At 43.8% G+C, this 14,105-nt stretch carries 10 protein-coding genes and 1 riboswitch; of the genes, 8 read left to right on the top strand and 2 right to left on the bottom strand.

Going from position 1 to position 14,105, the window contains the following annotated elements; translation table 11 throughout:
* Nucleotides 1–4 precede the first annotated feature (4 nt).
* Nucleotides 5–535: a hypothetical protein gene (locus ACYQ0Y_RS06285; RefSeq protein ID WP_407882592.1), complete on the bottom strand. Its 531-nt coding sequence runs from the start codon at nucleotides 533–535 to the stop codon at nucleotides 5–7.
* A gap of 234 nt (nucleotides 536–769) precedes the next feature.
* Here ACYQ0Y_RS06285 and ACYQ0Y_RS06280 point away from each other — a divergent pair, with 234 nt between their 5' ends.
* The 4 genes from ACYQ0Y_RS06280 to ACYQ0Y_RS06265 all read left to right on the top strand — a co-directional run bounded on the left by ACYQ0Y_RS06280 (nucleotide 770) and on the right by ACYQ0Y_RS06265 (nucleotide 6,318).
* Nucleotides 770–1,921 (top strand): serine hydrolase domain-containing protein, encoded by a 1,152-nt coding sequence (locus tag ACYQ0Y_RS06280; protein WP_407882591.1) that lies wholly within the window; start codon nucleotides 770–772, stop codon nucleotides 1,919–1,921.
* A 193-nt stretch (nucleotides 1,922–2,114) separates the two neighbouring features.
* A complete protein-coding gene (locus ACYQ0Y_RS06275; protein ID WP_407882590.1) occupies nucleotides 2,115–3,911 on the top strand; it encodes a glycerophosphoryl diester phosphodiesterase membrane domain-containing protein in 1,797 nt (598 codons plus the stop codon).
* 237 nt (nucleotides 3,912–4,148) lie between these two features.
* Nucleotides 4,149–4,246: riboswitch (purine riboswitch) on the top strand.
* 142 nt (nucleotides 4,247–4,388) lie between these two features.
* Entirely contained in the window at nucleotides 4,389–4,997 is a 609-nt protein-coding gene (locus ACYQ0Y_RS06270; RefSeq protein WP_407883426.1) for a xanthine phosphoribosyltransferase, read from the top strand.
* The gene (locus tag ACYQ0Y_RS06265; protein ID WP_407882589.1) at nucleotides 4,981–6,318 is read left to right on the top strand and encodes a nucleobase:cation symporter-2 family protein; all 1,338 of its coding nucleotides are present in this window, start codon (nucleotides 4,981–4,983) and stop codon (nucleotides 6,316–6,318) included. The genes ACYQ0Y_RS06270 and ACYQ0Y_RS06265 overlap by 17 nt, the downstream gene beginning before the upstream one ends.
* An 87-nt stretch (nucleotides 6,319–6,405) precedes the next feature.
* Here the strand turns inward: ACYQ0Y_RS06265 and ACYQ0Y_RS06260 are convergent, their stop codons facing one another.
* Nucleotides 6,406–7,377 (bottom strand): GMP reductase, encoded by a 972-nt coding sequence (locus tag ACYQ0Y_RS06260; protein ID WP_407883424.1) that lies wholly within the window; start codon nucleotides 7,375–7,377, stop codon nucleotides 6,406–6,408.
* Between the two features lie 210 nt (nucleotides 7,378–7,587).
* Between ACYQ0Y_RS06260 and ACYQ0Y_RS06255 the strand changes: the two genes are divergently transcribed.
* The 4 genes from ACYQ0Y_RS06255 (at nucleotide 7,588) to ACYQ0Y_RS06240 (ending at nucleotide 14,104) form a co-directional block, all read left to right on the top strand.
* Complete coding sequence (locus ACYQ0Y_RS06255) at nucleotides 7,588–8,910, top strand: adenylosuccinate synthase (protein WP_407882588.1); 1,323 nt, start codon at nucleotides 7,588–7,590, stop codon at nucleotides 8,908–8,910.
* The gene (purB, locus tag ACYQ0Y_RS06250) at nucleotides 8,907–10,208 is read left to right on the top strand and encodes an adenylosuccinate lyase (RefSeq protein ID WP_407882587.1); all 1,302 of its coding nucleotides are present in this window, start codon (nucleotides 8,907–8,909) and stop codon (nucleotides 10,206–10,208) included. The genes ACYQ0Y_RS06255 and purB overlap by 4 nt, the downstream gene beginning before the upstream one ends.
* A gap of 255 nt (nucleotides 10,209–10,463) precedes the next feature.
* Entirely contained in the window at nucleotides 10,464–12,200 is a 1,737-nt protein-coding gene (locus tag ACYQ0Y_RS06245) for an ABC transporter ATP-binding protein (RefSeq protein ID WP_407882586.1), read from the top strand.
* Complete coding sequence (locus tag ACYQ0Y_RS06240) at nucleotides 12,197–14,104, top strand: ABC transporter ATP-binding protein (protein ID WP_407882585.1); 1,908 nt, start codon at nucleotides 12,197–12,199, stop codon at nucleotides 14,102–14,104. Before ACYQ0Y_RS06245 ends, ACYQ0Y_RS06240 begins: the two co-directional genes overlap by 4 nt.
* Nucleotide 14,105: the final 1 nt, after the last annotated feature.

The following is a 14,105-nucleotide window of genomic DNA, read 5'->3' as shown; positions in this document are numbered from 1 at the left end:
GGGTTCACTTCAACAAACAAGCTTTTTTGAATTTATGCTGATTGAATGAAAGGATTAGTAAAAGAAGTGCAAAGGTGATAAAAATTGGTGCAATGTTAGCATCTAATACCCAACGACCAGACATGAATAGTCCAGGTGCAGTAACCATGCATAGCGTGATGGTAGTGGCTAATAGTTTGTTTTCAAACGCATAATATGTGTAAATAACAATGCTTAGCATAGCTAATAGTGTGAGTACAGCAAAGGGTGCTCTAAACACAAACAATGAAAAACCAAATAATCGGATGAAGGGGACGACGATCCAGCTATAAACGGCGGATTGTCCCTGTCCCCACGTACTAGCAAAGTACATAGAATGGTGAAGACCATTGATATCAGTTCCAAAATTGGCTTTACTGATAACTTCATTTATGTAGTCAGCCTCGTCCATGAAAACGCCAGGAACTTGACCAATTCGGTAAAATAATAGGATTGTAAAGATAATAAACATGGTTACACATGATGCAAATGCAATATAATCTGACTTTTTCTTCATAAAATTTAAAACCTCAGAGGCGAATTGTTTTATATAACTTTAGCTCATTTATTTTCTTGTTCATAGTTTTGAAATGAAAAATAATTCAATATCATGTGATGCTTGTTCCACGTGAAACAGCCAGTCTTTGAGAAATGAAAATAGGTATCTAAGATGAGCTTTGTTATAATGGTTCACATTGGAAAATTAATTAAAGCGGATGGGACTGAACCCAGCTGTTTATAAGGAGTCATCATGTCCAGACCAATGCGAATTAGCTTGATTTTAATTACTGTCGGTTTGATTAGTTTATTAGCTTGGGGCAGCGTATATCATCAAGTGCGTCAGACGACCAAAGTCGAACATGTAGTTCATCACCGCAGGGCCAACGCTAAGCCAGCCCACAAATGGTCCACGTTAAAGTTACCGAAGACCATTAATCAACAAGAGACCACGACGTTGAATCAGCAAATTAGTGACATGCATTTTGTTGGATCTGTGCTGATTGTGCGTGGTGGTAAAATCACTTATGAACGGCAGTTTGGACAAGCCAATGTGGCGAGGAAACTACCAAATCAAGCTTCGACGGCTTATGCAATTGATTCAATCCAGAAAATTGCAACAGGTGCGCTAGTGATGCAACAGATTGAACAACATCACTTGTCGATGACAGATCATTTAAAGCGCTTCTTTCCTGAGGTGCCACATAGCAATGAGATCACGATTCGCCAAATGCTAGATATGACCTCTGGGTTGCGCATGGATGGTCCAGTCGGCCCAACAAATTTACAAACGGACGATCAAATTGTCGATTATGACGTCCATCATGTGATATTTGATCCAGCGCTTTATAATCAATGGCAATATTCACAAGTCAACTACAATCTCTTAACTGGTGTGCTGAAGAAATTGACGGGGAAATCGTATGAACAGCTATTTAATCAACAAGTGGTTAAACGACTTGGTTTACATCAAACGGTAATGATGCCTTCAGACCGACTACAAGTGGCGGTTGCATATGCGGGTACGCCGTCTGGGGATGTTGATTACAATCGAGCAGTCGTTACGCCAGCGGCACAATGGCATGATGAGGTCGGAACGGGGCGGGTAGCCACTTCTGCTCGAGATCTATACGGAATGATTAGTGGCATCATGGCGGGAAAAATCATCTCTAAACAAGCTGTAGCGCAACTATACCAGTCCGGTAGTCGCAGCACTTACGGTGGTGGCACATACAATCTGTATGGGGCGGCTGTCAATCATGGCCTAGGATATGGATATCAATCGATGAGTTGCGTGTCAAAAGACGGCAAAAATGCAGTTATTATGTTAAGCAACAGCTTTCGGTCGCGGTATAGTTTTAAGCCATTTGCAGAACAACTTTATTTGAAATTGTTTTCAAATTAATTTCTTTGACCACCAAGTGATTGGTGGGCTTTTTCGTTGAGCGGCACCAGCCTACTTTCGATGTTTTGGCAGTTATCAGCAATTAATTAAGCATGTCAGTCGCTGCCTGTTTGCTAGGGCTGATCGGAAGTTAAAATCTGTACAGATTTTAGAAATCAGGTATGATAATTCTAATAATCAAGGGGGTCTGGGGATGAAGGGGACTAAACGAACTAGCATTTGGCGGTTTACGCGAGCGTTTTGGTATTTTTTTAAACATTATTCATTTACAGCTATTGTCGTCTACGCGGTGCTAATTCCTACCTTTTCGTGGTTGGGAGCCGCCATTTTACGATGGAGCAATATTGCCTATTTGTCTTATACGAATTTTGGCGCTGTGGTAGTAGCGCATCCGGGCGCGATGGCCAGTCTGCTACTCTTATTGCTAGTGATTCTGGTGGGCATTTATCTTCAATTTGCATACTTGTTACTGATGGTGGCCTATCGACGTAAGAATCAACGACCAACGATTCGCCAATTGGTGAGCGAGCTTTGGCGGCGACTACCACGTTTGTCACTCGGAACCTTTGGCTTTTTTGTCCTTTATTTCATCTTGATCGTGCCCTTTGGTGGGAGTTTTATTCGCACACCACTGTTAGCAAAAGTTCAAATTCCAGCCTTTATTTTGGAATTCATTACGACCAAACCTTTACTGTTAGCAGCGCTGATTTTAGTTTATGCGTTCGGATATTATTTTGGTCTGCGCCTATTGGTTGTGATTCCATTATTAATGTTCAAACGAAATTCTGTTAAGCAGGCCGTCAAAGAATCATGGCGACAAACGAAGGGATCGTTTTGGTGGATAACACTACGAATTATCGGCATTATCGTCAGTGCAGCTGTATTGTATTTGGTTCTTTTTATGGGCTTTTATGGCGCGCAAACGTGGTTCGATCAACAGAATCATATCACTGCTTTGACGGCGGCCATCGTTAATTTCAATTTACTATCATTATTAACTTACACGGTCTCGATTTTAACGACAGTTTGGGTATTGGATTTGAGTTTACAGGTTATGCAACGCTACGATGTTGGCGCATTAGAACAACTGCCAGATTTGCCCCATATTATTGCTAAATCCTGGTGGCGGGTCAGTATATTTGTTGCCTTTGTGGTGGTTGCGGTTGTTTTTGCTGGTTACGGGTATAGCTACTTTGATGGATTATTGGAAGTTAATCCCCAGACATTGTCACATCGTGGTGTTAACGATGGCAATGGCGTGCAAAATACGATCCCTGCATTAACAAAAACGCACCGAGATCATCCTAAATATGTTGAAATGGATATTCGCGAAACTAAGGATCACCATTTTGTTGCCATGCATGATGATAATCTGATCAATTTAGCGGGTAAAAATGAAAAAGTTGATCAACAGACATTAGTTCATTTGACTGCGACGACCATTCACGAAAACGGTTATTCCACCAAAATTGATTCGTTTGATCAGTATCTAAAAGCGGCACACGCGATGCACCAGAAATTATTGGTTGAAATTAAAATTGATTCTGATCAGGATCGTAAGGCGCTGGTGAATCGTTTTATTGATCGCTATGCGGACACGTTATTGACGCATCACGACATTATCCATACTCTTGATTACGGCATTGTGGAACAATTAAAGCGTGAGCGTCCAGCATTAACGGTCGGATATATTTTGCCGTATAACTTCGTTGGCGTCCCACGCACGCGAGCTAACTTTTTCACAATGGAATACAGTACGTTAAACGATCGCTTTGTTTCAGCGGCCCATCGTGATCACAAACGCGTTTTTGCGTGGACCGTTAATGATGAAGATGACATGGACCAAATGATGCGTTTGGACGTCGATGGGATTATCACGGATCAATTGAGTACACTAAAAAGTGAAATTTCGCAGCAGAAGCGCGACCATAATTATGCAGATCAACTGCTTAAATATGGGACCGAGGTTCTTTATCAGCAACCACGATAAAGTTGAGCTTCGTTTTGGTGAGGCCGCTGACTATTACTCGGCCTAACTGACTTACACGCTGCATAAACGTGCTCGCCAGACCTGAGCCCTGTGCACAACCAACAATCGCCACCGGGCCAAAAGCGCCCAATCGCGATTGTCTGTTGTTGCTCGGTCTCATAACGGTCTGGCTCACACTCTGATCTTAAAAACCTTTGCACGAATAAAGTTGCTGTGTTAAGGTGGACAACATAAATTAATACGTTGAGCGACAACGCTTATATATGGTCATAATACGGATGGCTGTCTCTACCCAGAACCTTAAACTCTGGACTATAAGCAAAATGAGCTGTCTTTAGTGAGCTCCTTTTGCGGATTTCCGTAAAAGGAGCTTTTTGTGTCTGATCATTTAGATTAAGCTCATCTGTCAGATCCACAGTGGTTCTCAACGTGAACACATGGCATTGATTCAGCAAGCTATCAGAGGAGGGGACCATTATCAAAGAATTAGAGCAACGAATTGAGACAGAAGGTCGCGTATTAGGCGATGATATTTTAAAAGTAGATGGTTTTCTTAATCATCAGGTCGATCCAAAGTTAATGCAAAACATTGGTGAGGCATTTGCTGATCGCTTTGATGGGCTTGGCATTACTAAAGTCCTGACAGTTGAGTCCTCAGGCATTGCCCCAGCTATGATGACTGCTTTATCATTACAAGTTCCCCTAGTATTTGCACGTAAACACAAGAGTCTGACACTCACGGATAATTTATATACGGCGACAGTTTATTCATTTACAAAGCAAGTAGATAATCAGATTTCGATCTCACGTGATTTCCTTTCAGCTGATGATCATGTCCTTATTATTGATGACTTTTTGGCAAATGGGCAGGCAGTTAATGGGTTATTAGAAATTATTCATCAAGCCGGTGCAACTGTCGGCGGCGTAGGGGTCGTGATTGAAAAACGCTTCCAGCGTGGTCATGCCCTGATTGAAGAACAAGGCATTCCGTTACTTGCATTAGCCAGTATCAGTGGTTTTGAACAAGGACATGTGATTTTTGCTGAAACCGAAGATAAGGAGTCGACGAATGTTGAAAAAGGTTAATACCGCTCGTGAGTCAAAAGCAGCCATGTTAGGACTTCAACACTTACTTGCAATGTATTCAGGCGCTATTTTGGTTCCTTTATTGATTGGTGGTGCATTGCATTTTAACAGCAGCCAAATGACTTATCTTGTTTCAATTGATATTTTTATGTGTGGGTTAGCCACCTTATTGCAGTTACTGAAGAATCGCATGTTTGGGATTGGTCTACCAGTTGTTTTAGGTTGTGCGGTCCAAGCTGTAGCGCCACTACAGATGATTGGCCAACACTTTACGATTGGGACGATGTATGGTGCGATTATTGTTGCCGGGATTTTCGTCTTTGCGATTGCTGGTGTTTTTGCAAAGATTCGGCGCCTATTTCCACCGCTAGTAACAGGAACGGTTATTACGGTTATCGGTTTAACGTTGATTCCGATTGCATTTTTAAATTTAGGCGGTGGCGATGTCACTGCTAAAAACTTCGGCTCACCAGTTAACTTAGGGGTTGGCGCCTTAACCATTGTCGTCATTCTGGCTTGCAATATCTGGGGTCGAGGCTTTATTCGTCAGATTGCTGTCTTAATCGGGTTATTAGCAGGTAGTTTAGCCGCAGGATTAGCAGGGATGGTTTCAGTACGGCCAGTCCTAGAAGCGAGCTGGTTCCATTTTCCACAACCCTTTTACTTTGGCATGCCCCATTTTGAACTCTCCTCTAGCTTGACAATGGTCATGATTGCCTTGGTATCGATGGTTGAATCAACAGGGGTCTTCTTTGCTCTTGGCGATTTACTCAATCGACCAGTATCAACAGCAGATCTTAAAAAAGGGTATCGCGCTGAAGCGTTAGCGGTGATGTTAGGCGGGATCTTCAATACCTTTCCTTATACTACGTACTCACAAAATGTTGGATTAGTGCAATTATCTGGCATCAAAACGCGGCGCCCAGTCTTTTACGCAGCTGGCTTCTTAATGTTACTAGGGTTACTACCTAAAGTAGGCGCATTGGCAACTATGATTCCTGTGCCAGTTATCGGTGGTGCAATGGTCGTGATGTTTGGGATGGTTGCGATGCAAGGGGTTCGTATGTTAGGCCAGGTAGATTTTCGAAACAATAAGAATATTCTGATTGCCGCGGTTTCCATCGGCTTAGGTTTGGGTGTCACAGTTCAACCAGCTATTTTCCAAGCTTTACCGAAAACGGCTCAATTGATGCTGAGTAATGGCATCGTGATGGCTAGTGTGACTGCAGTAATTTTGAATCTATTATTAAAACCGGAAGAAGAAACTGTAACAGCAGCCCCAACGGCTAGCGAGATTGAACAACCTGTTTCGCATAACTAAGCTTACTCGGTTATTATGATCAATAAAAAATGGCGGTTCGTCTGTGCACTGATTGTGCAGGGCAACCGCCATTTTTATGTGGATTAATTAATCACCAATGGTAATCGTGTTACGAACTAAGACATAGTCAACTGTCTTTAAAGCTGTTAGGTCATTGCCGCCAGCGTAAGAAATGGATGATTGTAAATCTTCACCCATTTCGGTGAGTGTATCTTGGATATCGCCACGGTAAGGCACCAGCATGTCTTTACCTTCGACATTTTTGTGTGCGCCTTTTTGCTGGGCAGAGGCCGACCCATAATATTGTTTGAAATGACGATGGTCAATCACGAGATCAGTACCTGGCGATTGTTTGTGGCCAGCAAATAATGAACCGACCATGACCATGCTGGCACCGAAACGAAGTGACTTAGCGATATCACCATTATGACGAATGCCCCCGTCGGCAATGATTGGTTTACGAGCGGCTTTAGCACACCACCTGACAGCTGCGAGTTGCCAACCGCCAGTTCCGAACCCCGTTTTAAGTTTAGTGATACATGCTTTGCCCGGTCCGATACCAACTTTGGTGGCATCAGCTCCCGCATCTTCTAGTTCACGAACGGCTTCGGGTGTTGCAACATTACCAGCAATTACAAAACTATCTGGCAATCGTGATTTAATGGCGTGAATCATTTCAATAACTCGGTTTGAGTGGCCATGAGCGATGTCAATGGTAATGAAGTCAGGTGTCAATTCAGCGGTGGCTAGTTCATCGATGAGTTGGTATTCTTCTGGCTTCACGCCGACACTGATCGAACTGAATAAGCCACGTTCGCGCATGGCTTGTACAAAGGCTAAGCGACGTTCTGGGTTAAAACGGTGCATGATGTAAAAGTAATCGTGCTCCGCTAGCCAGATTGCTAAAGGCTCGTCGATGACGGTTGCCATATTAGCAGGAACAACTGGGAGCTTAAAGTGGTGTCCACCAAATGTTGTTGTTGGATCGGCTTGAGATCGACTGTCGATCAAACATTTATTGGGAATGAGCTGCACATCTTCGTAATCAAAAATTTCCATCACGTGGCGACCTCTTTCTAAATCAATCGTTGTAAAGTTCGGCAACGGAAACTAAGATAAGCGTTTTTAGGATGTAAGTCAAATGTTTCAGCAATATAAAAGAACGTTATAAAAAGAAACTGATTAGTTCGTTCGATTTTTGTTGATAAACTGAACGATTTACGTTAAAATCAAGCTTGTTGTTCGAAAATAAAACGTTGAGGTGAAAAAATGACAGCAGTTGTGATTGTTGGTAGTCAATGGGGCGATGAAGGAAAAGGAAAAATTACAGATTTCGTTAGTCAACGTGCTGACATGATTTCTCGGTATCAAGGTGGTGACAATGCAGGCCATACCATCACTTTTGCTGGCGATCGATACCAACTCCAATTGTTGCCATCTGGCATTTTTGAATCTGATAAATTATGCCTAATTGGTAATGGGGTCGTGTTAAACCCGAAGACATTGTTAGCCGAAATTGATTATTTACATGGACGAGGCATTAAAACTGATAATTTACGAATTTCTGATCGAGCACATCTCATTTTTCCTTATCATATTTTGCAAGATCACTGTGAAGAGATGAGTAAACAAGGCCATAAAATTGGGACAACCAATAAAGGAATTGGGCCAGCCTATATGGATAAGGCATCAAGGATTGGCATCCGTGTGGCTGACCTGCTTGAACCGGAAACGTTTAAAACATTATTGCAACGTAATTTAACTACTAAAAACAACTTGCTGGCGAAGGTCTACGGTGCACAACCACTGGATTTCGACACGATTTATCAAGACTATGTCGGTTACGCAAAGCGTTTAGCCCCATATGTAACGGATACGTCAGTAGTTATCGATGAAGCCTTGACTAAAGGCGAACGCGTCTTGTTTGAAGGGGCGCAAGGTGTGATGCTGGACATTGATCATGGCACATACCCTTATGTAACGTCTTCGAATCCAATCGCTGGTGGCGTGACGATTGGTAGTGGTCTTGGACCAAGCAAAGTTATGGCGGTGGTGGGTGCGGCTAAGGCCTATACATCCCGTGTGGGGGATGGTCCATTTCCCACGGAATTGCATGATGAAATTGGCGATCAAATTCGCGAGGTCGGCCATGAGTATGGGACGGTGACTAAGCGTCCTCGGCGAATTGGTTGGCTTGACACGGTTGTCTTACGTCATGCACGACGGGTTTCAGGTTTGGACTATTTGGCGTTGAACTGTTTGGATGTTTTGACTGGTTTGCCAGAATTAAAAATTTGTGTGGCTTACGACCTAGATGGTGAGCGGATTGATCGATATCCAGCTGGGCGACAGGCCTTATTACGCTGCCAACCAGTTTACGAAACGTTGCCAGGTTGGACCGAAGACATCACCCAGTGTCGAGAATTTTCAGCATTGCCAATAAATGCACAACGATACGTGCAACGGGTGGTTGAACTAGTTGGCACGGATTTGGCGACTTTGTCAGTCGGACCTGACCGCGAACAAACGATGATTTTGACGGATGTTTGGCAAAAGCCGAACATTAAGGTTGAAACGGCGGTGACTGAATGATTGATCGATACGTTCGTTCGGAAATGGAGCAAATTTGGTCACAGGAAAACAAGTTACATCAGTGGTTGGCCGTTGAACTCGCTGCTTGCCAAGCATGGGCCAATGCCGGTAAAATTCCTCAGGCTGATGTGGATGATTTAAAGGCACACGCGACCATTAATGTGGATCGGATGGCCGAAATTGAAGCGGAGACGCATCATGATGTCGTTGCTTTTACGCGAATGCTATCAGAATCACTTGGTTCGGAACGAAAATGGGTTCATTATGGCTTGACGAGTACCGATGTGGTCGATACGGCGCAAGCTTTGCAGCTAAAGGCTGCTAACACTTTGATCAAAACAGATTTAGAAACATTACGTGACACGTTGATTCGGCAGGCAAGACGCTATAAAAAGACCATGTTAATGGGTCGAACTCATGGCGTTCAGGCTGAACCGATGTCGTTAGGCATTAAACTTGCGCGATGGGTGGATGAACTAAACCGAGATTTGAATCGCTTTCAAGTGGTTAGTGATGAATTGGCTGTCGGTGAGTTGAGTGGTGCGGTAGGAACGTTTGCCAATATTCCACCGCAGATCGAAGCAGATGTTTGTCGGCAGTTAGGTTTGCGCCCGCAGCCCGTCACCAGCCAAGTTCTACCACGCGATTTGCATGCTCATTATTTGAGTGTCTTAGCACTCATTGCGACCGGATTGGAAACCTACGCCACTGAGATTCGTGGTCTTCAACGTTCAGAGATTCATGAAGTGGCTGAACCGTTTGCCAGTGGTCAAAAGGGGTCTTCGGCGATGCCCCACAAACATAACCCGATCGGGTCAGAAAACATTACGGGCTTGGCACGTGTAATCCGTGGGTACATGGTGACTGCCTATGAGGATGTGGCTTTGTGGCATGAACGCGACATTTCTCATTCATCAGCCGAACGGATTATTCTACCGGATGCGACGGCGCTGTTAGATTATATGTTGCATCGATTTAATCGGATTATGGACGAACTTGTCGTGGATGAGCAGCAAATGCTGGCCAATATTAACGCGAGCGGTGGACTGGTCTTTAGCCAGCAGGTTTTGCTTGCCCTGATTGATACTGGTCTAAGTCGTGAAGTAGCCTATGATCACGTACAGCAGTTAGCTAATCTGGCAATGTCGACCGGGCAGTCCTTTAGGCAGTTGGTCACTGACGATCGGTTCATTAAAGAACATTTAGAGTCGAATGCAGTTGAAGCGGCGTTTGACCTGCAGCGCCACGTGCAATACGTTGATGAAATCTTCAGTCGAGTAGGCATTCCTACAGATTAGAACAGAATCACCGGAAAACACTTGTCACAGTGGTAAGTGTTTTTTTTATTTAAAACAGTTTCCGTTAGAAACAAATGGTGCTATACTGCTCGCTGGTTGCTAAAATTGTGGCGTCACTGATATTTATTGAGCCACTAATTTGATGAATTTTGGAAATCCACAATTAAGTCGACTACAAGCGGTACAAAAAGCGTATAATGGCTTGCTGTCGTTATGCACAGTTACATAGCTAGATAAACAGGAGGAACGTGCTAAATGCTAAAAATTGCAAGAGGCCGAATTTCATCATGGGCAGTCCTCGGGGCGGTCTTTTTCATGATCATTCAGGTCATCGCCAATCTAAATTTACCCAGTTTGACGTCAGATATCGTCAACAATGGGGTCGCCAAAGGGAATATTGGGTACATTTGGCGGATTGGTTTTGAAATGATTGCTTTTTCATTGCTCTCAGTTGGAGCGGCGGTCGTCAATGTGCTGTTGGCAGCACGCTCGTCACAAAAATTGGGGCAAAATTTACGAAGTGACATCTATCGTAAAGTGATGAATTTTTCAAACGATGAATTTGATCAAGTTGAAACATCTTCTTTAATTACGCGGACCACCAACGATGTGGTGCAAATTCAAAATGTCACGATGATGGCGTTACGGATGATGATTATGGCACCAATCATGCTGGTGGGGGCAAGCTTCTTAGCTTATAACAAGAGTCCCCAGCTATCTTGGATTTTTGTGGTCGCTATCCCCGTGTTAGTCCTCTGTATTGGCTTAATTATGGGTCTGGCAATTCCACTTTTTCGCGCGATGCAGACGAAAACGGACCGTTTAAACTTAGTCTTTCGTGAAGGATTAACTGGGGTCCGCGTGATTCGGGCTTTCCGACAAGATCGATTTGAACAAGATCGTTTTGAAGCTGCCAACCAAGACTATACGCAAAATTCGATCAAGGTTAATACGATTGTCGCCTTTGCTTTTCCCGTGATGACTTTGATCATGAGTGGCACGAACATCGCAATTGTCTGGTTTGGCGGCCAATTAATTAGTTCGCAAACAATGCAAGTTGGGAACATGATCGCGTTTATGACTTACGCGATGCAGGTCTTAATGAGCTTTATGATGCTGGCGATGATCATGGCCTTTCTACCACGGGCCGCAGCCTCAGCAACACGAATTCAGGAAGTTCTTTCATTAGAGAGTCATATTACTGATCCAAAAGAAGCCGCAGCTCAAGTAGCTGAAGCGCCAAAAGCTTTGGCCTTTGATCACGTTGATTTTCGTTATCAGCAAGCTGAACAGACAGCGTTGACGGATATTGATTTTAACGTCCACGCAGGTCAAACTGTGGCAATCATTGGCGGCACGGGTTCTGGTAAAACAACGCTCGTTAACTTAATTCCTCGTTTCTTCGATGTGGAAAAGGGGACTGTTAAAGTCAATGATGTGGATGTACGGCAACAAAATTTACATCAATTACACGGTGAAGTTGCGATGGTCCCACAAAAAGCAACCTTATTTACGGGCACTATTCGTGACAATTTGAAATTTGGTAATGCTGATGCGACAGATGATGATTTGTGGCAAGCTTTAGCCATCGCGCAGTCATCTGACTTTGTTAAAGAAGAGGGCGGTTTGGATGCCCATGTTGAGCAAGGTGGGGACAATTTTTCTGGTGGTCAAAAACAGCGGCTGGCGATTGCTAGGGCATTGGTTAAACAAGCTAGTGTGTATGTCTTCGATGATTCATTTTCAGCATTAGACTTTAAAACGGACGCTGCCTTACGAGCGCAATTACGCGCCGATCAGCAAATTCAGCAAAGCGTAGTTGTCATTGTCGCTCAACGAATTGCGACGGTGGCTGATGCCGATCTTATTTTGGTGTTAGATAACGGCAAATTAGTGGGTAAGGGAACTCACGATGAACTACGTGCTAACAATGTCGTTTATCAAGAAATTATGAAATCACAACTACGTGAAGGGGAGGCGGCCTTATCATGAGTGAAAATAAATCGAAAAGTTCAACCCCAACTTCACGTCCGATGGGTGGCCATGGTCCCGGTGGTCATGGTGGCCCCGGTTTAGTTGAAAAACCGAATCATTTTTGGCGAACTTTTGGCCGCTTGTTACGGTACATGTCAGATCGCTGGCTAGGGATGGTCTTGGTTTTAATCTTTGCCATTACGGCCGTTATTTTCCAAATTCGGACACCTAAAATTTTAGGACAAGCCACGACGGAAATCTTCAAGGGCATTATGAAGGGAACCGCGGAACAAAAAGCCGGTATTCCCATGAGTGGTTTTCCTATTAACTTCGGCAAAGTTTTGAACATTGTTGTTGTTGTATTGATCATGTATCTAGCTTCGGCAATCTTCAACTTTTTACAACAGTACATTATGACTCGTATTTCTCAACGAACCGTGTATAAATTGCGGCGTGAGTTTAAGGGTAAAATGCGCCTGGTTCCGATTAAGTATTATGATACCCACAGCAATGGGGATATTATGAGCCGGGCTGTCAACGATATGGATAATATTGCCAGTACGTTACAGCAAAGTTTAACGCAAGCGATCACGAGCTTAGTCACTTTTGTGGGGACTTTGTGGATGATGCTTACGATCAGTTGGCAGTTAACCTTGATTGCTTTAGTAACCATCCCACTGAGCTTGGTCGTTGTTGGGCTTGTAGCTCCTCGATCACAGCGTTTCTTTGGACAACAGCAGAAGAGCCTGGGACTGATTAATAATGAAGTCGAAGAGAATTACGCTGGTCATGAAGTCGTCAAAAGTTTCAATCGTGAAGACCGGGCCATTGAAACTTTTGAAAAGCAGAACGAAGTTTACTATGGCGCGGCTTGGAAGGCACAATTTATTTCCGGTGTGATCATGCCATTGATGATGTTTATTAACAACATTGGTTATGTATTTGTCGCGATCGTCGGTGGGATTCAAGTCGCCAATGGGAACGTAACCTTAGGGAATGTACAAGCTTTCTTGCAGTATACCCAACAGTTCTCTCAGCCAATTTCTCAGCTGGCCAACTTATTGAACACCATTCAGTCCACGATCGCCTCGGCCGAACGGGTCTTTGACGTCATCGATGAAGAAGAAATGACGGATACGAAGTCTGGACAGCCAGTGAAAACGGATGATCCGAACTTAATCACGTTAGATCATGTGAAGTTTGGTTATGGTGATGAACTGCTGATGACCGACTATAATTTAGCCGTTAAGCGTGGTCAACAGGTAGCAATCGTCGGACCAACTGGCGCTGGTAAAACAACGATTATTAATTTGTTAGAACGTTTTTATGATGTTTCCGGCGGGTCAATTCGGTTAAGTGGAACTGATACTCGCGATCTTGCCCGTGAAGATTTACGATCGCACTTTGCGATGGTTCTTCAAGATACGTGGCTATTTACTGGCACGATTTGGGACAATTTGAAGTATGGGCGTGAAGACGCGACCGATGACGAAATTTTAGCGGCTGCTCAGGCAGCGCATGTGGATGAATTTGTTCGCAAATTACCAGATGGTTACCAAACGATCTTAAATGAAGAGGCTTCCAATATTTCACAGGGGCAACGGCAGCTCTTAACGATTGCTAGAGCGTTTGTAGCCAATCCCGAGATTTTAATTTTGGATGAAGCGACTAGTTCGGTGGATACCCGGACTGAAGTACAGATTCAACATGCCATGGAGCAGCTTTTGGTCAATCGGACGAGCTTCGTCGTTGCTCACCGATTATCCACGATTCAAAACGCAGATAACATTATCGTAATGAATCATGGATCAGTCGTTGAGACGGGGAATCATAATGAGCTAATGGCTGCCAATGGTTTTTATGCGGACCTTTACAACAGTCAATTTTCTGGCAACATTTCGATGGACGAGGAGGCTAACTAAG

This window comes from Furfurilactobacillus curtus, from assembly GCF_054657915.1.
This window is presented reverse-complemented; position numbering and strand designations above follow the sequence as displayed.